This window comes from Paraglaciecola chathamensis S18K6 (assembly GCA_000314955.1).
GTDB lineage: Bacteria > Pseudomonadota > Gammaproteobacteria > Enterobacterales > Alteromonadaceae > Paraglaciecola > Paraglaciecola chathamensis.
Window position 1 is genome coordinate 68,096 of the sequence record BAEM01000059.1, and the last position, 20,576, is coordinate 88,671.

At 43.2% G+C, this 20,576-nt stretch carries 14 protein-coding genes; 8 read left to right on the plus strand and 6 right to left on the minus strand.

Translation table 11 applies throughout. The annotated features are described in order from the left end of the window. The first annotated feature begins 167 nt into the window (after positions 1–167). Positions 168–761 (plus strand): hypothetical protein, encoded by a 594-nt coding sequence (locus GCHA_RS20895; RefSeq protein WP_007991916.1) that lies wholly within the window; start codon positions 168–170, stop codon positions 759–761. Next, complete coding sequence (locus tag GCHA_RS20900; protein ID WP_007991918.1) at positions 758–3,508, plus strand: family 8 glycosyl hydrolase; 2,751 nt, start codon at positions 758–760, stop codon at positions 3,506–3,508. Before GCHA_RS20895 ends, GCHA_RS20900 begins: the two co-directional genes overlap by 4 nt. Positions 3,509–3,625: 117 nt before the next feature. Here the strand turns inward: GCHA_RS20900 and GCHA_RS20905 are convergent, their stop codons facing one another. Continuing rightward, complete coding sequence (locus tag GCHA_RS20905; RefSeq protein ID WP_007991920.1) at positions 3,626–5,035, minus strand: undecaprenyl-phosphate glucose phosphotransferase; 1,410 nt, start codon at positions 5,033–5,035, stop codon at positions 3,626–3,628. A gap of 897 nt (positions 5,036–5,932) precedes the next feature. Between GCHA_RS20905 and GCHA_RS20910 the strand changes: the two genes are divergently transcribed. The 5 genes from GCHA_RS20910 to GCHA_RS20930 are packed head-to-tail and all read left to right on the plus strand — an operon-like array spanning position 5,933 to position 11,413. Then, the gene (locus tag GCHA_RS20910; RefSeq protein ID WP_007991924.1) at positions 5,933–7,117 is read left to right on the plus strand and encodes an outer membrane beta-barrel protein; all 1,185 of its coding nucleotides are present in this window, start codon (positions 5,933–5,935) and stop codon (positions 7,115–7,117) included. Positions 7,118–7,139: 22 nt separating this feature from the next. Further along, a complete protein-coding gene (locus tag GCHA_RS20915; protein WP_007991926.1) occupies positions 7,140–7,676 on the plus strand; it encodes a polysaccharide biosynthesis/export family protein in 537 nt (178 codons plus the stop codon). A 16-nt stretch (positions 7,677–7,692) separates the two neighbouring features. Beyond that, positions 7,693–9,960 (plus strand): GumC family protein, encoded by a 2,268-nt coding sequence (locus GCHA_RS20920; RefSeq protein ID WP_007991928.1) that lies wholly within the window; start codon positions 7,693–7,695, stop codon positions 9,958–9,960. Continuing rightward, positions 9,957–10,685: a tyrosine-protein phosphatase gene (locus GCHA_RS20925; protein WP_007991929.1), complete on the plus strand. Its 729-nt coding sequence runs from the start codon at positions 9,957–9,959 to the stop codon at positions 10,683–10,685. Before GCHA_RS20920 ends, GCHA_RS20925 begins: the two co-directional genes overlap by 4 nt. Next, a complete protein-coding gene (locus GCHA_RS20930) occupies positions 10,676–11,413 on the plus strand; it encodes a VpsP family polysaccharide biosynthesis protein (protein WP_007991930.1) in 738 nt (245 codons plus the stop codon). The genes GCHA_RS20925 and GCHA_RS20930 overlap by 10 nt, the downstream gene beginning before the upstream one ends. A gap of 56 nt (positions 11,414–11,469) precedes the next feature. Here the strand turns inward: GCHA_RS20930 and GCHA_RS20935 are convergent, their stop codons facing one another. From GCHA_RS20935 to GCHA_RS20960, 5 genes are all read right to left on the minus strand, one after another. Beyond that, positions 11,470–11,874 carry a hypothetical protein gene (locus GCHA_RS20935; RefSeq protein ID WP_007991931.1) on the minus strand — a complete coding sequence of 135 codons (405 nt, stop codon included), beginning with the start codon at positions 11,872–11,874 and terminating at the stop codon, positions 11,470–11,472. Beyond that, complete coding sequence (locus GCHA_RS20940; RefSeq protein WP_007991932.1) at positions 11,871–13,271, minus strand: O-antigen ligase family protein; 1,401 nt, start codon at positions 13,269–13,271, stop codon at positions 11,871–11,873. The genes GCHA_RS20935 and GCHA_RS20940 overlap by 4 nt, the downstream gene beginning before the upstream one ends. A 107-nt stretch (positions 13,272–13,378) precedes the next feature. Continuing rightward, the gene (locus GCHA_RS23275) at positions 13,379–14,497 is read right to left on the minus strand and encodes a hypothetical protein (protein WP_007991933.1); all 1,119 of its coding nucleotides are present in this window, start codon (positions 14,495–14,497) and stop codon (positions 13,379–13,381) included. A 262-nt stretch (positions 14,498–14,759) separates the two neighbouring features. Continuing rightward, positions 14,760–16,715: a bifunctional diguanylate cyclase/phosphodiesterase gene (locus GCHA_RS20955; protein WP_007991934.1), complete on the minus strand. Its 1,956-nt coding sequence runs from the start codon at positions 16,713–16,715 to the stop codon at positions 14,760–14,762. A gap of 21 nt (positions 16,716–16,736) precedes the next feature. After that, positions 16,737–17,384: a transglutaminase-like cysteine peptidase gene (locus GCHA_RS20960; RefSeq protein WP_007991935.1), complete on the minus strand. Its 648-nt coding sequence runs from the start codon at positions 17,382–17,384 to the stop codon at positions 16,737–16,739. Between the two features lie 461 nt (positions 17,385–17,845). On the opposite strand from GCHA_RS20960, the gene GCHA_RS20965 reads away from it, so the two are divergent. Continuing rightward, positions 17,846–20,419 carry a right-handed parallel beta-helix repeat-containing protein gene (locus GCHA_RS20965; protein WP_007991936.1) on the plus strand — a complete coding sequence of 858 codons (2,574 nt, stop codon included), beginning with the start codon at positions 17,846–17,848 and terminating at the stop codon, positions 20,417–20,419. The last annotated feature ends 157 nt before the right edge of the window (positions 20,420–20,576 follow it).

Sequence of the window (20,576 nt, forward strand, 5' to 3'; positions counted from 1 at the left end):
GTCTTGGTGACTATAAGGTGTGCAAGCATATTGCCATTGGCCTTACACAGCACTGTGCTTGGCTCGACCTTATAAATAACCGACTAACAAGGCTCTAAACACGTAATTAACCTTTATCGCTAATGCTCGAAGTAGAGGTTCTAGTTGATATAAAAAGAGGGAAACACATGAAGCTAATACTATTTTTAACCTTGCTAATCAGTAGCATGAATGCCAATGCACTGCTTATCAATACAAGTGTCACCAAACTAGATAATCAGCAATATCAAGCTGACTACCAAATTTACAATAATACGCAAACGGCCGTTGATGGGCTGATTGTTTATTTTCAATTTGACTTATTCGATAACCTGACCTTGCTTCACAGCCCAGCTGAATGGGATGTTTTTGTTGCCCCTGCTCAAGACATTTTTGGTTTGCAAGAAGATGGGTTCGCAGATGCACTCGCTCTTACTTCCCCTTTGCAAGTCGGTGAGACATTAAACGGACTTTCACTTGTGTTTGATTGGGCGGGCAAGTCTGATTTTATTAGCACAACTCAGCGCTTTGAAACCTATGATGCCAATACTTTCGATGTCACAAGTGAAGGCAGCTATCAATTGCGTTTCGCACAATCTGTCAGTGCTCCTGCACGCGCCTTATTTTTTATTGTCTTAGTCGGTTTGCTAAACATATTTTATAAAGGCCGCCCCGGTAATAACCATTTGGGGAAACTCAGCGGCAAATACCCAAGTACACAAGCACAGGGAGTGGCGGCATGAAGCTTTCTTTGCTCAAAGATAAAAGCAAATACGGCCCTAGGATAAATTTTGGCCTTTTACGCTTAAGCGCAGGCGCTATTGCTGCTTTAGCAGGGCCGTTTTTAACGTCACTTAGTTTGCCTTTGTATGCGCAAGTGAGCATTGATCACTTAACGTTAAAAAGCAAAACGCGGGTAGGGCGCAGTGATTACCGCTATGAGTTTTCTGTGTTCGTTAAAAATGAGGCTGAACGCGTTGAAGATGTGCAAATAAATGTGACATCAAATAACCCCAATTCACAGATACAATTTACCCAAGCCAGCATTGATCAAATCGCTGAAAATACTTTGCTAGAACTCACACAGCCATTTGTGTTGGTACAAAACCGCCGAGCTCAATTTAATGAGCAGGACTTAAATTGGGTTGTCGAATATCAACAAGCTGGCAATGCCATAAGCGCTGACTTCTCCCGAAACGCAGCCTATCACACAGGGGAATATAAAAATTACTTCGTTGAGCGCGGGTTAGCAACACAAGAACAAGTCTCGGAAAAGATTAATGCGACGTATCAGCAACTGTTCGAGTTGGTTCCGGATCAACCCACTCCTGAGCCTGACAACGGCGAGCGCATTTACCAAGCAAGTTTTGCGCAAAGTACTGACAACTGGCAGTGGTATGCGGATAACGGCACAGAAGTGAGTGCGGCACTTTCTCAAGAAGAGGGGGTATTGATCATCACCCCAACATGGCAAAGTGGTAATGATGCGCTGGCCGTTCTATCTAGCCCCTTCAATCCCATTGATGCTACGCAGGGCGTAGATGTTGAATATACCATGGCTGCTCAGCAGGCCTACGCTGATGATGGCGCGATGGCGGTGCAGCTCTTTATACAGGATTCATCTGGGGGGATCGGCTTTTTCGCATATCGAACGTTAACTCAAGCAGCATCAAGCACAATCCAAATTAAAGGGGTGGGGCCTAACACAAACTTCGGGTACTTATCCGACGGATTCGATTTTAGCCAAATCAACACCATAGGGTTTCAGTTTTTAGCAAATGGTAAAGGCGCTGACATTGGTGGCAATATCACTGTTTCAGAAGTAAGTGTTTACCAACCAGTTAATGACTCAGGGGGAGACAACACTCCGAGTTTCTTAGATTCATTCGACAATGGTATTGCACAGTGGAGTGCAGGTGCGAACAATGGAAGTGCTATTGAGCCAGCGCTGACAGTGGGCAGTGAGGTAGACGGCGATGGCCAAAGTAATAATGTGTTATCAATTAGCCCGAATTGGTTAAGCGATAGTGACGCATTTACCGTTAAATACCAACAGTTCAACGCGCTTGATATCACTGATGGGCGCGATATCAGCTTTGATGTAAAGTTACCCGCTAATTATGTAGCCGACGGCAACCTAGTCGTGCAACTCGTGCTAGAAGATGCTAATTATCAGCCAGCATTTCTGGGGTATAGCCAAGTGGACGGGTTCGAAGGCGATACGTTTGTCTCGTTCACATTTCGTGACGTAGGCGCTGCTACCGAGTTTGGATACATAAGCGATAACTTTGATTTTAGCCAACTGCGTGGCATAGGCGTGCAATTTGTGGCTAACGGTAAAATGCCCACGGTGACTGGCGATATCCAAATCGACAATGTGGCTATTTCAGGTGCAGCCTCTAACGGTGGCGAGGCAGAGGTAGGGCCAGAACTTTCAGATAGCACAGTGCTTTATGGCGTCGGAGACGATATGGCGTTTATCAAGGCAATTGACTCCAACGATATCCGCTCTGAAGGTATGTCTTATGGCATGATTATTTCAGTGATGATGGATGATCAGGCTACTTTTGATAAGTTGTGGCGTTTTACCAAAGCGAAAATGCAAAATAAATCGGGCAACAGCAAAGATTTCTTTGCGTGGCGCTTAAGCGCGAATGCTCCCTACAATACAATCGACACCAATCCGGCACCTGACGGTGAAGAGTACTTTGCAATGGCGTTATTTCTGGCCGATAACCGCTGGGGCAGCGCAGAGGGAATATTTGACTACCAGCAAGAAGCCAATGCCATACTGCACGACATGATTTTCACCAAATCTGATAACAGCAGTACGCGCCTCATGATGCACCCTGTTTATCAGCAAGTGGAGTTTGTAACCACCACTAATGTAGAGAGCTTTTCGGATCCCTCATATCACTTACCCGCCTTTTATGAGATGTGGGCGCTGTGGGCTGATGAAAACAATGATTACTGGCACGAAACGGCTGAAATTAGTCGTCAGTACTTGTTAAAAGCAGCGCATCCGCAAACTGGTTTATTTAGCGATTACGCAAGCCATGAAGGAGTGCCACAGCCTACCAGCTTCAATCCTGATAGCCATAAAAGCGCATATGACTCATTTCGCGTTATGGGCAATATGGCAATGGATTATCATTGGGTAAGTCAGTCACCTCAATTAAAAGCGCTCGTTGAACAACAAGTCAGCTTTTTCGAAAACGAAATAGCTCAGTACGGCGATTTTATTGCTGTATATGAAGTTGATGGTACACGTGAGCCTAATATTGATTACCGCAGTCACGGGCGTACCGCTATGAACGCCGTAGGGGCAACTATTAGCGATAACCCATTCTCGACCGAAATGCTTAACTACCTATGGCAGCAAGATGCTCCCACTGGAATGTATCGTTATTATGATGGCTTACTGCATATGTTTGGACTTTTACATGCAAGCGGCGAGTTCAAAATTTACAAACCCAATGAAAATGAGTAATACCCACTCCAATAGATAATTAGCCACTCTGCGAAAATTTAAAAGGACTTAATCATTTGAAGCCCATAAAAAATGCCGAGCATTAGCTCGGCATTTTCCTGTTAACTACATGACTTACTAATAAGCGTTTTTATTAATAAATCCGCGCGTCACTGTGGCTAAAATAATGCGAATATCCATCCATACTGACCAACGATGAATATAATCTAAATCGTATTCAACACGTTTGATCATCTTATTGATGGTTTCAGTTTCACCACGGAAGCCGTTTATTTGCGCCCAGCCGGTAATACCGGGGCGAACTTTATGGCGCAGCATATAGCCTTCTATTAACTTACGATATTCCTCATTGTGCGCTACCGCATGAGGGCGCGGACCAACAACTGACATGCGGCCTTGTAACACGTTAATGAACTGAGGTAACTCATCTAAAGAGGTCTTTCTTAAAAACGCGCCCAACGGAGTAATACGTGCATCATTTTTGGTCGCTTGCTGAACCTTATCGCCGTTGTCTTGCACCGTCATAGAGCGAAACTTGTAGACTTTGATTTTTTTGCCATCCAAACCGTAACGATTTTGTTTGAAAATCACCGGGCCTTTTGACGTTAACTTGACCGCAATGGCAATGATCAACATGGGAATGGCAATCAGTGTTAAAATCAAAGAGGAAACCACTATGTCCTCAAGACGTTTAGTGACATCACCTGCACCTTGGAAGGGCGTATCGAATACACTCAAGGTTTGAATTGAGCCAACACTCTGCCAACGGGCATTGAGTAGGTTATACATAAAGAAGTTCGGGATAATATAAACCGTTGCCGTTGAATCACTGCACAAATTCAGAATTTGCATAATGCGCTTTTCGGCGCTCATTGGCATGGCAATATAGATGTAATCAACTTCACCTTTTTTGGCTAATTTCACTGCATCTTCAATGCTGCCCATGACTTGGTGCTGAATTTCATGAGGAATACGCGCTGGGGCACGATCGTCGTACATACCTTTGAAAATGATCCCTAATTGGTCATTTTCCATTATTTGTGTTGCTAGGTTATAACCAGACTGAGTAGCTCCGATAACAATCGCTTTACGGGTGTTATGGCCTTTTTTACGATGTCTGAATAAGATTTCGCGAAACGCAACACGCCAGCTTACTAGGGTAGGGGCGCACAAAACCAACCAGCTCAATACGACGAAGTTTGATGCAGCAATACTATCAGGGAAAATAAAGGCGTAAGTCGTGGTAGCAAGTGAGGAAATTCCCCAAGCGATCATAGCCCATTTGATCATCATGGTGTTGGGGGCCGTTCGCCAAGAACGGTATAGGTCAACTGCTTCCGCACATAACATGTAAGAAATGATGCTCACAAAAAGCAGCAATAAATCAGAGGAGTTGATGGATAACCCCTGATATAGCAACACAAGGAAATACACCAAGGTGATAATAACCATATCGACTAAACGATAAAGTGTAGAAAAACTACTTTGGTTACTCTGAATTATGCCCCCAGGGCTTTTGTTATGCATGATGTCTCTACCATTAAAGTGATGTACAGCTGATTAAGTTCATAGCGCTTAATAATGAGGCAACTCAAATTAAGCGATGTCTGTATTTTGCGACATATTTGTGTCGCTAATTTCCAACATCTAAAAGGTTATAAACTTAAAAAATTCCATTTAACTTCAATATCTTGACTGGATACTAAAGCCCGTCCAATACGAACTACTTAGATTATACCACGCTAAGCTGTTGTATAATTACGACATATTTTTGTTTTTTTTATGACATTCAGTGCAATATTCCTACAATTCTGAATGTTTTTGTTTAGTACTTTCAGATATTCAGGTCATTTGACTGATATTCAGCCAAATCAGTAGTTCAGCTCAAGCAAGTATGGGGCCATATTTAGTCTGCTGCTTATCAACCTCCCACAGTAAAGCGAAAAAATGGCACTGCGTTTCGTTTGACTGATTGCAATCTAATGGTAACTAGATGAATTAAGGTCGTATTGGTCATCGTATATGATGTAAAAACTACAGAGACTTGTTTTTTGATTGGCGCGATGCTGCGTCAGTTTCTTCATTCGAAGGGTTCTGTTTCGGCCGGTAATAAAATAACGGAAGAATAAAAATGAAATTTTGTCGAGCACGTTATGCAATACTTACATGCTTTACATAGGCTCATCTTGGTTTACTATGCCTGCACGCAAGCAGCCACAAATTATCACACAGCATTTTTATTTTCGCTTAGTGGCACAAAATTCGCTTAGGTCAGCCTCAGTTGATTTTTATAACGTGTATTTTGATAGACTAATCGTAATGTTTTTCACTTATAATTGATTACATTACGCTAATTTCATTAGATAATTGATACACTTAGTTTAAGTAAAATCATATTTTAACTTTTAAAACAGAGATGATTGAATGAGTAAAACTAAATTAGCGACTGCTATTGGAATGGCATGTTTATGTACTTCTTCATTTGCTCAAGAAGAAGTAGGGATAGATCTTGGGGCATTTGAGTTAGTACCAACCTTAACTACAACGGCTGGTTTTAATGACAACGTTACGCGTTCTAATGATGAAGGAATAGACAGCTGGTTTAGTACAATTGTTCCCAGATTTACTCTAGTGAATAATTTCGGTTTAAATAGTTTACGCTTTGGATATCAGTTATCACGTGGCGATTATTTCTCAAGTTCGGCAGATGACTACACGGATCATTTGCTATTCGCTTCATTAGATTACGAGCTAAATAGTCGTCATCGCATTAAAAGCAGTATTGACTTTGAAGACGGTCATGACGACCGAGGCGAAAGCTTTTCTCTTGGTCGTGGAGCTGAGCTATCATCCCCCGATGAATTCAAAGAAAGTGAAATAGACTTTACCTACTCATATGGTGCCTTAAGTGCCCAAGCTCGGTTTGATTTAAACCTTAATTATCGAGACCTCGATTACAAAATAGACACAGACGAGTACAAACTTCGAGACAGAAGCAAGAGTACGGTGGGGGGAACATTTTATTATAATTTAGGCGCTGCTACAGACCTACTCTTTGAAACCACTATTACTGATGTCGAGTACGCATTTTCCACTTCTGATGCATCGAGCTTAGACAGTGTGGAAACAGCCTATTTAATTGGTGCCCAATGGCAGTCCACCGCATCTACATCTGGTTATGCAAAAATCGGTTATCAAGATAAAAAGTTTGACGCGGCAGGTCGAGAAGACTTCTCAGGTACTACTTGGCAAGCGGGTATTGTTTGGGAGCCATTAGACCGCTCTACATTTATTCTTGATACTCGCAATCAAGCTCGTGAAACGAATGGTGACGGTAACTTTATACGTAATAAAGACGTCTCTTTGAGTTGGCGTCATGAGTGGCTACAACGTCTGCGCACTCAAGCCGGCGTTGCATTCGGTACTGATGACTATGAAGGCAGCGGTCGTACTGACGATATTCAGGAGCTAAACTTAGCTGTTATTTACGAATTTAGGCGTTGGCTAACGTTTAACTTGGGTTACACCTATAGTGAGCGAGACAGTAATAGAGATGTCATTGATTACGATCAGAATATCTATCGTTTAACTGCAAAAGTAACGCTATAACTTTTTTAAAATTGGAGTGCACATGAAAGCAAAATCCGTACTTTGGCTGTGGCTTATGCTTTTTAGTAGCGCCGCATGGTCCTTAGATGCCAGTTTGAGCCAGTATAAATTGGGCTCAGGAGATGTCATTAAAATCACTGTATTTGGTCAGCAAGACCTTTCTTTAACAACAAAGTTACCTAATCACGGTGTAATTAACTACCCCTTTTTGGGGGATTTAAGAGTGACGGGGTTAACAGGTGCAGAGCTTGAAGCAAAGCTTTATGCTGGGCTAAAGGGAGATTACTTAGTAGCACCTTCCATTTCAGTGACTGTCATCGAGTATCGGCCTTTCTTTATTGATGGCGAAGTGAAGCGCCCAGGGGGGTATCCCTATCAACCTGGCCTATCGGTAAACAAGGCTGCAGCTCTTGCGGGCGGGTATACCGAGCGAGCATCAAAAACCAAAATTTTTATTCGCCGAGAAAACGAATCTGGTCAACCTGAGCAGTTAAACGCAGATTCAAACGATGTTGTTTTACCCGGCGACATAGTTACTGTTCAGCAAAGCTTCTTTTAAAGGTATGTAGTTAAATATGTCAGCGAAATTAAATGGACAATTAGAGGCGAAATTACTGGACTCTGAAATGATTGACTTAGGTCAATATTGGCAAACTGTTCGTCGTTATTTATGGCGAATTATCAGTCTAGCGATTTTTATTACGGTACTAGTGGCTCTTATTGTGATGTCTATCACACCACAATACAAAGCAACTGCAAAGTTATTGATTGAATCCAAACAGGCAAAGGTGTTATCGATAGAAGAAGTTTATGGTTTAGACTCTTCGCGTAAAGAGTACTTTCAAACTCAATACGAAATTTTGAAATCTCGCCAAGTGGCCGAAAAAGTGGTTGAGAAATTAAAACTTTACGAAAACCCAACCTTTGCACCAGGTTATCAAGCGACACAGGCTAATTTTGTCAGCAAACAATTATCCGCATTAAAGTCTAGCATTATTGGCGCACTACCTTTTTTACCCCAGAAGGAAAAGGTTGAGCAAACTGAAGCGCAACAGCTGGCGGCGCGAAAGGGATATGCTACCTACAGAGTGATGCAGTCGCTGCAAATAGCGCCAATTAATAATACGCAAATTGTGGAAATCAGCTTCGAGCATGAAGATCGCCAGTTTTCCGCGATAGCAGCAAACGCTGTAGGTGATGTATACATTGAGAATTACCTTGAATCTAAGCTAGACATGACCACCAAGGCAACAACCTGGTTAAATGAGAGTCTGCAAGGGTTACGTACAAAGCTAACCACCGCCGAAAAGAGATTGTCTGAATTTTATGAAACTGAAAAATTGGTCAATATTGACGGTGTTGTTGGCCTTGCAGCCGAAGAACTACAGAAGCTAAGTCAGCAATTACTTGAGGCTCAAGTTGCGTATAACCGCGCTGAAACTTTGTATAACCAAGTAAATTCAGGGGCAACGATTGCTGAGTTGGCTGATTTACCCGAGGTACTAAACCACCCAGCTGTACAAAATGTGAAGCGTGAACAAATAGGCGCCCAAAGCAAGGTCTCTGAGCTAAGCAAGGTCTACGGCCCTAAGCATCCTAAAATGATTGCAGCGCAAGCAGAGCTAACCTCGATTCGCGAAAGTCTGAACGATCAAATTCGCTCATTAATCTCTGGTGTAAATACAGAGTTTAGCACCGCTAAGCTTAATTTAGCTGCGCTGAAACAAGAAGTCAGCGACAACAAGGAAAACTTTAGGAAGTTAACCAATTTAGAGAGCAGGCATAAAGCACTTCAACGTGAAGTGGATATCAACCAACAACTGTATAGCTCTTTCTTTACACGTTTAAATGAAACGTCAGAATTAGGTGGCTTTGAATCAGCTAATGCGCGCATGCTAGATTTGGCTGTTCCTCCAGGTTCACCCTCTAAACCGAAGAAAGGTTTAATTATTGCTGCTGCCTTTATTGTCAGTTTAGGCTTTGGCGTGTTTTTAGCCTTGGCGATGGACGCACTCAATAGCGGTATACGTTCAGTAGAAGACGTAGAGCGTAAGCTTGGTCAGCGCATGCTGGGCCTTATCCCTTGGGAGGCGCATAGCAAGAAGAAAAACCTCGCTATCAGACACTTCTTCGACGGCAAACATCACAGTTTCAGTGAAGCGGTGAGAACCCTTAGAACCAGTTTACAATTATTGAATATTGATAAGCCCTCTAAAACCATCTTAGTGACCTCAAGTGTTCCTAAAGAAGGTAAGAGCACTGTATCGATTAACCTAGCATTTGCTATGGGGCAACTGAGCAAAGTGTTATTAATTGATACTGATTTACGCCGCCCCACATTGGCCAGCCAGTTTAGTCTGCCTGGCTTCCAGCCTGGTATCGCTAATTTGATCTCTGGTACCCACACGCTTGAAGAATGTATCGTGACAGATGAAATGTCGGGTATTGATTTAATTTGTGCCGGAACAGTTCCGCCTAATCCGCAAGAATTACTCGCCTCGGATAGCTTCAAAGCCTTGATGCAAGACTTAAAGGGTAGATACGAGCATATTATTGTTGATAGCGCGCCCACCCAAGCGGTGAGTGATGCCATAGTGGTATCAAAAGTGTGTGATTCAGTGGTCTACGTAGTCAAAGCTGATAGCACAAGCGACAAGCTGATAAGTAATGGTTTAAGCCGTTTCTTACAAGTGGGCCATAGAGTGGATGGCGTAGTGCTGAACCAAGTGGATTTGCGTAAAGCGAAAAAACATGGGGAATACACAGGTTTCTATGATCAATATGGATATCATAGTTATAATTACGAATCGAATACTAAGGCTGAAAGTAACAAACAATCTTGATCGATTTACATAGTCACATATTGCCAGGAATAGATGATGGCGCCCCTGATTTGGCGGCGTCACTCGCTATGGCTGAGCAGTCTGTGGCGGTCGGTGTATCGCACATGGTGTGTACACCGCATATTCATCAAAGTTATTTCGATAACGATATTGACTCAATATCCCAAGCTTACCATTCATTAGTCAAGCATTTAGCCCAAGCGGGTTGCCCTCTTAAACTGTCGTTCGCGGCAGAAATTCGTATCACCCCTGACATCATGATCTGGCATAAACAGGGAAGAATTCCGTTTATTGGGCGCTGGCAAGATAAAGATGTGCTGCTGCTTGAGTTACCCCATAGCCACATTCCACCAGGTACTGATAATCTATTACGTTGGTTAGCAAGAAACGGTATCCAAGCGGTCATTGCCCATCCTGAGCGCAACCGAGACATCATCGCCAATCCTGATAAAATTAACGCGCTAAAGCGAGCAGGGTGCTTATTTCAAGCAACTGCAGGAGCATTTACCGGTAGATTTTCCGAGAAGGTTAAACATACTGCGGGTCTTCTGTTAGCGCGAGATCTTATTACTTACGTTGCATCAGACACTCACAGTGTCAATCGTCGCCCCAACGATATGGCGAAAGCTTTTATTGAAGTAGCTGCCATTAAAGATAAGGAATACGCTGAGCGTCTGTTTAAACAAACACCCTGGCTAATATCTCAAGGCAACCTATGGCAATAGCACTTCCGAACAACATCACTGAAGTACGGATTTTCGTTAAGCAGTACGTAGCGGTGATTAGTTTCGCTTTGCTTGCACTGGTGTGCTTGTTTGTCGCAATGCGCTTTACGGCTGCCAGTTTTGATTTTTATAAAGTGCGCAATATTGTGACATCCTGGCAAGATCAAGGTAACACTCAGTCTATTGAAGAGTATCATTTAGCTAAGCGTGCGATCGAATCAGCGGTTGATAGCCAGCCGAGCCATCCCTTGTATCAAGACTTACTGGCTCAGGTACATGAGTGGGGGGCAATTTCAGGCTACGAACCAGCAGAGCAAGCGCTTAAGGCTGCGAAAACGCATTATTTGCTAGCGACTCAGTTACGCCCTTTGTGGCCTGTTACGTGGGCTTCGCTAGCCATGGTCAAATGGCGTCAACAAGAGTTCGACGATGAGATGCTCACCTATTTGAATAGAGCTGGCGAATTAGGCCCGAAGAAGCCAGAAGTACATCTATTATATGTGCAATTAGGTATGGCCTTGTACGACAATAATCACCCAATGCTGCTGACAATTCGCAACGAGTTTTATCATCGTATCAGTTTAGGACTACGCGCGCCTCAGAGCAGACAAAAAGTGCTAGATTTAATCAAACAATATAAAGCAGAAAAGCGTGTTTGTCGTTGGCTACGTAAAGAGCCTATTCCGGTTCAGAATTTGATACCGAATTGCCCTGCTTATAAAGCATAGATGCAATATATTGTTGACCTGCGCTTGGTCGCTAAAGTAAGAATTGGTTAGTCAGTCTAACTTTTAAACCAATCCCAAACCCCAAGTGAGTAGTCAGGTAATAAATCAATCCCGAGTGCGGATTTGAGCAAGTAAATCAGTAATATACCTATTAACGCAGAGAACGTCATAAAACCGGCTAGCAGCAAGGCATTTATAAAGCGACTTGCCCGCACTTGTGCCCGGGTCATGTTTCTATGGTTTTTCCCAGCTAAAAATACGTAGTAGTAGCGATACTTAAACCAAGGAATCGTTCCCCGCACATCTACAGGGTGGTGGCCCCACTGGCGGCTACTCACTGCGTTTCGTAAGTAGGATAATTGCTCTTCACTAAATGAGGCTTGAACAGACTTTGGCATTCGTTCCAGTAAATTAACAATCGCGGGGTCTTGTTCTATCGGCCCACTGAATTTTTTACTCATGTTGCCACCTTGTTAGAGCGTCGCTTTTTGCCCGTTGTTATCTTTAACTGGTTTATGACTAACGATAAAGCCAGATAAACCACAAAGTAACATGCGTTGGCGGGCGCTTGCAGTGGGAAATCTACGGTCATGTGTATGGCCATACCCAGCATCGCCATACAACAAGCAAAAGCAGTGCCTTTAAAAATGGATGGCCTGCGCTTGCGCATTGCTCGCACGCTTTTAGCGAAACACCAGAATACGAGTAAACCTAAAAATAATGTAGCGGGTACACCGTATTCTACTGCCATTTGCAAATAATCATTGTGCGCATGATCGTAGAAGGCATGTATGTTTGACTCTTTATAACTAGGAAATGAACTGTAAAAACTGCCACCGCCGCTACCGAAAACCGGAAAATCTTTTAGCATAGGTAAAGCATCAATGACGACATCTCCTCGTCCTTCAGAGGACAAATTAGTCGATTCTAAACGTTCTTGTACCTTGTCTAAACCAAACCAAGCACTGACAATAAATACATCAATCACAAACATACTGATAATCAAAATAGACAGCCCTCTACTGCGATTTTTGATAATCACCAGTGCGAGAATACCGATTAACGTCATTGCTGCGAAAAATGCCGTGTTTCCCATACGCGAACGAGACATGACTAACGCAATAACCATGATGGCCAAACTAATACGAATGAGTGCCTTGCTGCCCAAGAGTGTGGACAAAATGGATCGCATAATATCTCTAGGGCTACCGCCCTGGTTACTCTGTAACGTGGCCACCATTAAGCCGATACCAGCGGATAAGCACAGTATAAGGAAATTGGCAAAATGGTTTTTATACACAAAGCTTCCCGTGGCAATATCGGTAACGGGTAAGGCAAATACCAAGCTGAATTTGCTGCCTGATAATACTTCTAGCGTCCCGTAAAGGGCCTGAATAGCACCGCTGGCTAATATGGTCAGTAGTATTAAGCGTAACCGCTTCTCTGTGTCAACCAGCACGATCACCACTATGAGTAAGCAGAAATAGCTCAGCCCTTTGAGTAAATTGACATAGCTTTGCCCTATATCGAGTGATAAATGAAACTGCTCAACGCCGTGGGCTAACTGAGTAGCATAACTGACAGGGCTTAAGACGCTCACGATGGAAGCGGGCAAGGGTAAAACCTGAATGACGGCAAAAAATAGAAAGGCCAGCCACAACCCTATAGGTAATCTATAGGCGCGTAAGCCCATCCAAGCTTTGTCTTTGCGCAAATAAGCGCAGCACAAAGATAATGAAAAAATAACGATTTCCATCAAGCCCCACGCCCAAGGGCGATTAGAGCCTAAAGGGATAGGTAGCCAAACAAGCAAACCTAACAAAACATAAAACGCGTAGCTATGAAGTTTGGTATTCAAAGGATCCCTTTCGCCATTTTTAGGTGCTTGTGAAATAGGTATAACTAAATGATTATAAACAAAAAAGCCAGGTATTAAACCTGGCTTTAGTAAATTCGTAAAATGATTTAGCTTGTTGATGCCGTAATATCGCCACCGCCGGCACCGCCGGCACCTGTACCTGACCCGACAGGTGTATCTGTACCGGGATCTACTGCGTCTTCATTCTCTCCAGTGTCGGTATCCGCCCCTGTATCTGAATCTGTTTCACCGTCGGTATCTGTTCCGCTGTCGGTCCCATTATCCGTTCCTGTGTCTGTACCTGAATCAGTTTCAGTGCCAGTATCTGTTCCGCTGTCGGTCCCAGTGTCCGTTCCTGTGTCTGTACCTGAATCAGTTTCAGTGCCAGTATCTGTTCCGCTGTCGGTCCCAGTGTCTGCACCTGAATCTGTTTCAGTGCCAGTATCTGTTCCACTATCGGTCCCAGTGTCCGTTCCTGTGTCTGTACCTGAATCAGTTTCAGTGCCTGTACCTGAATCTGTTTCGCTGTCGGACCCAGTATCCGTTCCTGTGTCCGTACCCGTATCTGTGTCGGTGTCAGTATCCGTTCCAGTTTGTGCTTCTGAAACTGTACCACCGCCAGTGGGGAGGCTAGAACCACTTGGTGTATTTACATTAATAGTTATTCTATCGCCTGCCGCTGTAGCTGATGAAATTGCTGTTGGATCAGCACCAGCTGAAATCGCGGCTAATAAGGCATCATTAGGTTCAATTTCACCTGTAATAACGGCTGAGTCAATGACTTCTTGAGCAAAGTTAGGATACAAGGTAACGGCCAATTGCACGACATTCGCAGCATCACCAGGGAAGGTCTCTATAGAGCCTTTAGTCGTGTCAGACAATTTATTGTAATTCACCATATTGCGCATAAAGTTAACGCTAATACCTTTATTTAGGCCAACAACTAATCTTGCAGTACCACTAATTAACGTGTCTTCTTCTCGCGTCACCTTAGCGATGCTTTGACTAACTGCATCGTCTAAAGCAACTCCATTGTTAATAAGCGCTACTATCTCTAAATGAATTGAGCGGCCTGGTTGGTTTTCGTCACCGAAAAGAATTTGTTCAGAATCGCTAGTTTGCGCAGATGCCGCGGTTTGCTGACTCGCTGTATTTGTCTGCTGCGCACCAGTAGTCGGTGCTAACATCGCACTAGACAAGAACAAACACGTTAGAATATGTCGCATAAAAGCTCCAATAAATTAGGCAGTGAGAACAAAACTCACTAAAAGCCCGATAATCATAAGTTTTGTCGCCTTAAAAAGCAACATTATACAATGGTCGACCAGGTAAAAATACGAACCTTTTCAGTGTCTTGCTAACGGTAATTAATTACACATTAAGTAAGTGTTAACTGACCATTTATGCTTTGTTTTTAATGACATACACCTACATTTTAAGCAAAATAACGATTTGCTTTGCATATTGTCAGCAACAGCTACTTTTCGTTCATACTTTGGTATCAGTGGGCATACCAATATGATATCCCTGTAGGTGATCCACAAATAAGTCAAGCAAGCATCGTGCCTCTGCTTCACCTTCGACCATTTCCGCAATCACTTGAATATTAAGGCCATGGGCAATGTTGACTAAAGATTGTACAAACAACTGATTATCAGGCTCGTTATGTATATTACGAACGAAACGACCGTCTAGTTTCAGATAATCGGGTTTAATTTTGCGTAAATGGGTAATAGCTGCGAGTTGCGCTCCAAAACGTTCTACCGTGATCCGCACGCCCTTTGACTTCAACTGCGCAATAAAATGGCTAAGTTCTTCGGTACCATTGACCAAAGCACGCTCAGGAATTTCTAAAACCAACTTCGCACACGCTGCTTTATCCTGAGGCAATGCCTTGATTAGCCATTGGTGAAAACTGGTTTGGCTTAGCGATAAACGGGATACATTTAGCCCTATAGCATGATTATGGGAGCTGAGCTGTGTTAACGCACTAGTGATTAATAGCTCATCGAGTTTTTGCGCATAGTTAAGCCTGACTGACGCGGGCACTAATTGCCCCATTGGTAAATAGCGCTGGGCCTCATCGCTGGCACCCGTTAAAGCGGCCGTACTAAATCGCGCAAACCACTCATTATACAGCGTTTCTCCTTGGCGGTTTTTAATCGGCTGGGCGACAAAGTCTGCATGATTTTGCTGCAATATCGTATTTAACTGAGTTCGCCATTCAGTATTGCTATGGTGCTGGTCTCTTTGCTGGGCAAGTTGCCATCTGTCGGTGGCAACACTCGCGCCTGACAATGCATTGTCTGCGCGTTCTAGAACGTCTGTGCGCGTATCACCAAAGCTAAATGAACCAACGCCCACATGCGCGGTGCCTAAACGATACTCGCTTTTTTCAATGGCGTTAAGTTGGGCAATAATGCTCTGAGTAAAGGCAATGCATGCTTGTTGCGCGGTATCTTCTAATAGCACCACGAAATCTGCTCCCGATACTCGGTATAAAGCCCCGTTTAAATCAGCTTGGGCAAGTACACTTTGCAGCTCTTGGCCGACTAATTTGACGTATTCGTCGCCTGCTTGATAACCCAAGTTAGTATTGACTTCGTTTAAACTGGTTAAACGCACTAGTAGCAAATAACCTTGGGCATGTTGTTCACTGTCAGTCAGTAACTGCTCAAATGCTAATTCAAATGCACGCCTGTTGGCCACACCAGTCAGTTGATCTTTGTAGGCAAAATCACGGTAGCGCTTTGCCTGGTTTGATAGTTGGTTAAAGAGCTTGGCTAATTGCGCTGACATGCGGTTGACTGCTACTACTATGCGTTTTAACTCAGGAGTACGCGGAATCACGCCAATTTGTTCGAATTGCTGCTTGCTGATGGCGTCGGCCTGCTTAACTACCGCCAATAACGGTGTGGTGATCATTCTGACCAGAGCGTAAAGTAATATTAGTGCAACGATGAACACAGCTAAGATCATCCAGAATGCTTGCGTAGCATTAAGCCATAATTGCTGGTAACCGAAACCAGGGTGACTTTTTACCGTTAACGTACCCGCTATGGTCCAGCCGTCATTTACATCAGTCGTGCTTTTAGGCGGGGTAAGAGGCAATAGATTGCGAAACCATAACGGCACTCCCTCCACTGAATTAGGATTGTGCTTTTCAAGCAACACGTTTTGCTTGGCATCCTTGAGCACCATGCTTTGATAAAATCCGCGATCGAAAATAGCGTTCATCATGGTGTCGACTACAGGTAAGTCTTCCTCATTTGCCATGTAAGGTGCTATTGATAATCCCAGTGATGTAGCTGTATCTTGTGCGTGGGACGCAAGTTGCTGATCAACAAAGTCTCGGGTGTTATTTGCGTTAATCCATAGCGTGCCTATAAAGACCAGAATCAGCACAGCTAAAAGGCTCAAGCCTAGTTGTCTAGACAGCGGCATAGTCAGTTTCCTTCAGCATCATTAATCGCCCATTTGCATTCGTTTGTTTAAATCGTTCCATAAATTGTTATTGCCCCCTTGCTGTACTTTTTGCCCTCGGCCTTGTTCTTTTGCCAGCCATAAGCCGTCACCGTTAAAACTGTAAACGGGCAACAAATCTCGTCTTCTTGAGGCAGGTAAAATACGTCTGTTGATATTGTCGAGTACCAAAGGCACCGAATTGGGTTCTTCATAATAGGCCAGCACCATGTGAGCTTGGCGTAAGCGAGTCGCGGTAACATACATTAGGCGTAATTTTTCGGCGGGCACCCCTAGTTCTTTTAAGCTGAAATACTTAGCAATGACAAAATCTTCGCAATCACCGCCTTCAGTGGCTAAAAATTCTACTGGTGTGGCCCAATAATCGTCCTTACCCCAATGATCGATATCATCGACAAACTCAAGTTCATTAAAGAAGTTATTCACTTGGTAGAGCTTTTCATCAATCGGCAGTGTGTGGCTAGTGTTGAGCAGTTGCTGCCAATCCTGCACGCGCTCAAGTGCATCATTATCATATTGATTTTTAATTTTATTAAACAGCGCATCATTAAATACAATGTTGCTGTCTGCTATCGCGCGCAACATAAATACCATCGACACTGCCGTTATGAAATACCAAATATAACGCATGAACGAAATGAAAATCCTTTATCTGACTATGCAGCTGTATGGTGTCTGGTGATAACGCTAATGAGAGTCATCTTAATACTCGAAAGAAGTCGCTGTTATCTTTGACAAAATGCCTATGGGTAAAAATTTTAACGTTTAGTTGCACGCTATTTTAGTCATGATTATCAATAGTATGCTAGCCCGTTTGGCATAAGCAAAGTATTCTTATTTAGGCGGCGCTTTGAAACCGAAGGTATTTGGTGCTTGTTCTTTTGCCCCCTAGCCTGATAAATCAGGTATCAGAACAAACTCATTCGTCGTCAACTTAATACCTTTTACCACTTTTATAGTGCTTTGCATGGTATATAATGGGTATAAATAATTACCTTTAATGTTTTGGGTAGTTAGATGCTGGCCGCTACGAACGTATCCTAGCCCTTTTAGCTTTAGCTGGTGTGTATAATTAAACGGCAGGAGGATAAATGATTATGTGTCAAGCCAACAAAACTAAGTGGGGGAGTATAATATTCGCCGCCATATTTCTCGTGCTCGCAATAACAGGCTGTTCGCAATTTCGCGCCCCAGAGAACGTATCAGCAACAGACCAACTTGGCAGTGTCCTTATTAGTGAAATAAAAAGGCAAAAACTTGAAAGCCATTCGGGTACTTTGGCTCTGTTAGAAAACCCAACATATACCTCAAAGAAAAAGCACCGTTTTCTCGGTGAGGATAAACAAAATGTATCTAAGCTTCTTTTAGAAATATTAAACTCACAAAGTGTTACGCAGGCAGTGATCAGTTTAAGGGAAAAAGACTCCTCGCTGACGAGTAAATGGGTCACATTGGCACTTCGTCTTTATCCAATAGATGCTTATCGAATACTCGAACAGTTGTATGCAGACTCTACAATCAAAAACACAATCTTGGAAACAGCGGCATTGTCTGCGGGGTTAAACCCCTCGCGCATATTCCCTGCTCCGGCTTCTAATGATATAGATTACCGTATTGTGCCCTTAATACATTCCGCCAGTCTAACGGTATACAACCAATCGGAAGATGCTAATACCCGCCTGTGGTACAAGCGCAGTGATGAAGGCACATGGTTGCCAGCGTTAGAGTTGCAATGGGAGCCTATACAGGGCGCTTTATCAGGATCTATTGTACATCTTGATGCCCAGACAGAGTACGACGTTAAGTTGGAATACATGGATAATGATAATGTCATCGAGGAGCAAAGATACCGCTTCCAGACCCGCCCTAATTCGCCCCCGATCGATCCAGAAAAAATATATCACCTCTCAGACATCTACAATGGTGGGCAACTTAATTTAACCACACTAGGTATACAAGGTGATGAGGATGGCTGGGCGCTGATAAAAGGCGATGGCATTGAGATTATTGCGGCTGAAGGTGACAACTCTGCGATTGACGTTGGCAGCCAGAGCTACATCAAATTTGAAAACATTACCGTAAAAGGCGGCCGACTATATGGTATAGGCGCTAAAAAGGCTCATCATTTGTGGATTGACGGTTGTGATATATCTGAATTTGGCAGAGTCGCTGGTGACATGCGTGACGGCGTCGGCTATGCAAGTACAGAAAGCACCAAGGTGATAAACTATGACTCGGGTATCTTTCTGCAAGAAACCGGCGTCGTAACCATTGAGAACTGTGAGATTCACAGTCCGAATGGTAAAGCAAATCACTGGGGATATGGTCACCCGTATGGACCAAGTGCCTTACTGCTTGCAGCTCGGCATTCTGTCGATGAATACAGAGGACAATATATAATACGCCACAATAGGTTTTATGGTACTGACACCCATAGATTTAATGACGTGATTGAAAGCCGAGCAAATGCGCGTTCTTGGGGAGGCTTCCTGCGTGATTCCGCTATCCATGATAACTATCTTGCTTATGCCAACGATGACATCATTGAGCTAGACGGCGGGCAAAGCAATGTATTGTTTTATAACAATGAAATCGAACAAGGATATTGCGGAATAAGCGCTATTCCCAACATGTTGGGGCCAAGTTATATTTTTAATAATTATATTCATAACTTGGGGGACGAACGACAAAAGGCTTGGGCCGCTTTTAAACTGGGTGGCTTGATGTCAATGCCAGCGGGTGTAGTTAATATTTTCGAAAATTTAGTTATTACAAGCAGTAATGGTGTCACCGCGTCAAGGTTTGAAGGTGACTATACATTTTGGACTAATGTGAAGAATAACGTATTAATCCATGATAAATACTGGACCAAAATGGGACAAGGTATATATGATGTAGAGCAGTACAGCAATTCAGAGTTCACCAATAACGTTATATATAATAGCCAAATCAACGCCCCAAGCGTGCATGCTAATGTGGGAGAAAATTTCTATCATCCCTGGTCTGAGCGTGCTGATGTAGTTGAGAACATTAGTCATTCAGCAACCAGTTTCAATTTGGAAATTGAAGAACAATTTATTATTCCTAATTTTTCACGTTTTTCGTCTGCAGCACAAAATACATTAGCCAAGGTCGATGCTACGTCAGAATTAACAGAGTCAGATTTTTCAATCAATTTTAACCAAGTTCCAATTAAATCTTTTGACACTCAGGATGAAGACGGTGATTACCGTACTAGTGCTAATGGTGACACGATCACGCTCTTCGGCAATACGTGGAAAAGTGTGGCCATCGATGTGAGTATTACTCCTGAAACTGTGTTGCAGCTTGAGCTAAGAAGTAACGGTGCGGGGGAGATAGTTGGCATCGCATTTGAGAACGACAATACGTTAACTAGTTCGAAACTGTATAAATTTTCCGGCAGCCAGAAGTGGTCAAACGACGCTTTTAATTACAGCAAGATAGATGAATTTGAAACGATAACGATACCAGTCGGCAGTTTAAATTTAGAGGAAATTGATCGACTGGTGCTGGTAATGGATGACGACAAACCAACAAATACAATATCTCAAGTTTCGTTTCAAAACGTAAGGTTTTTAGAGCCTGTCACAGCCCAGCAGAATGAGATGAACTCAGTGATCAAAGTCGGGGTATCGGCCGATTAAAAAAGTGGTTGCAAAAATTTGGTAAACAAAGCAGTTGGGCGCTATATTTGAAGTGCAATGAGGATTAGCACTTTATAATAAAACTGCTTTTTACTGTTTATGCAGTGAAAGTGTCTTCAAACAGAAGCAGCGTTAAAGACTATTTGTTTAGCATCAA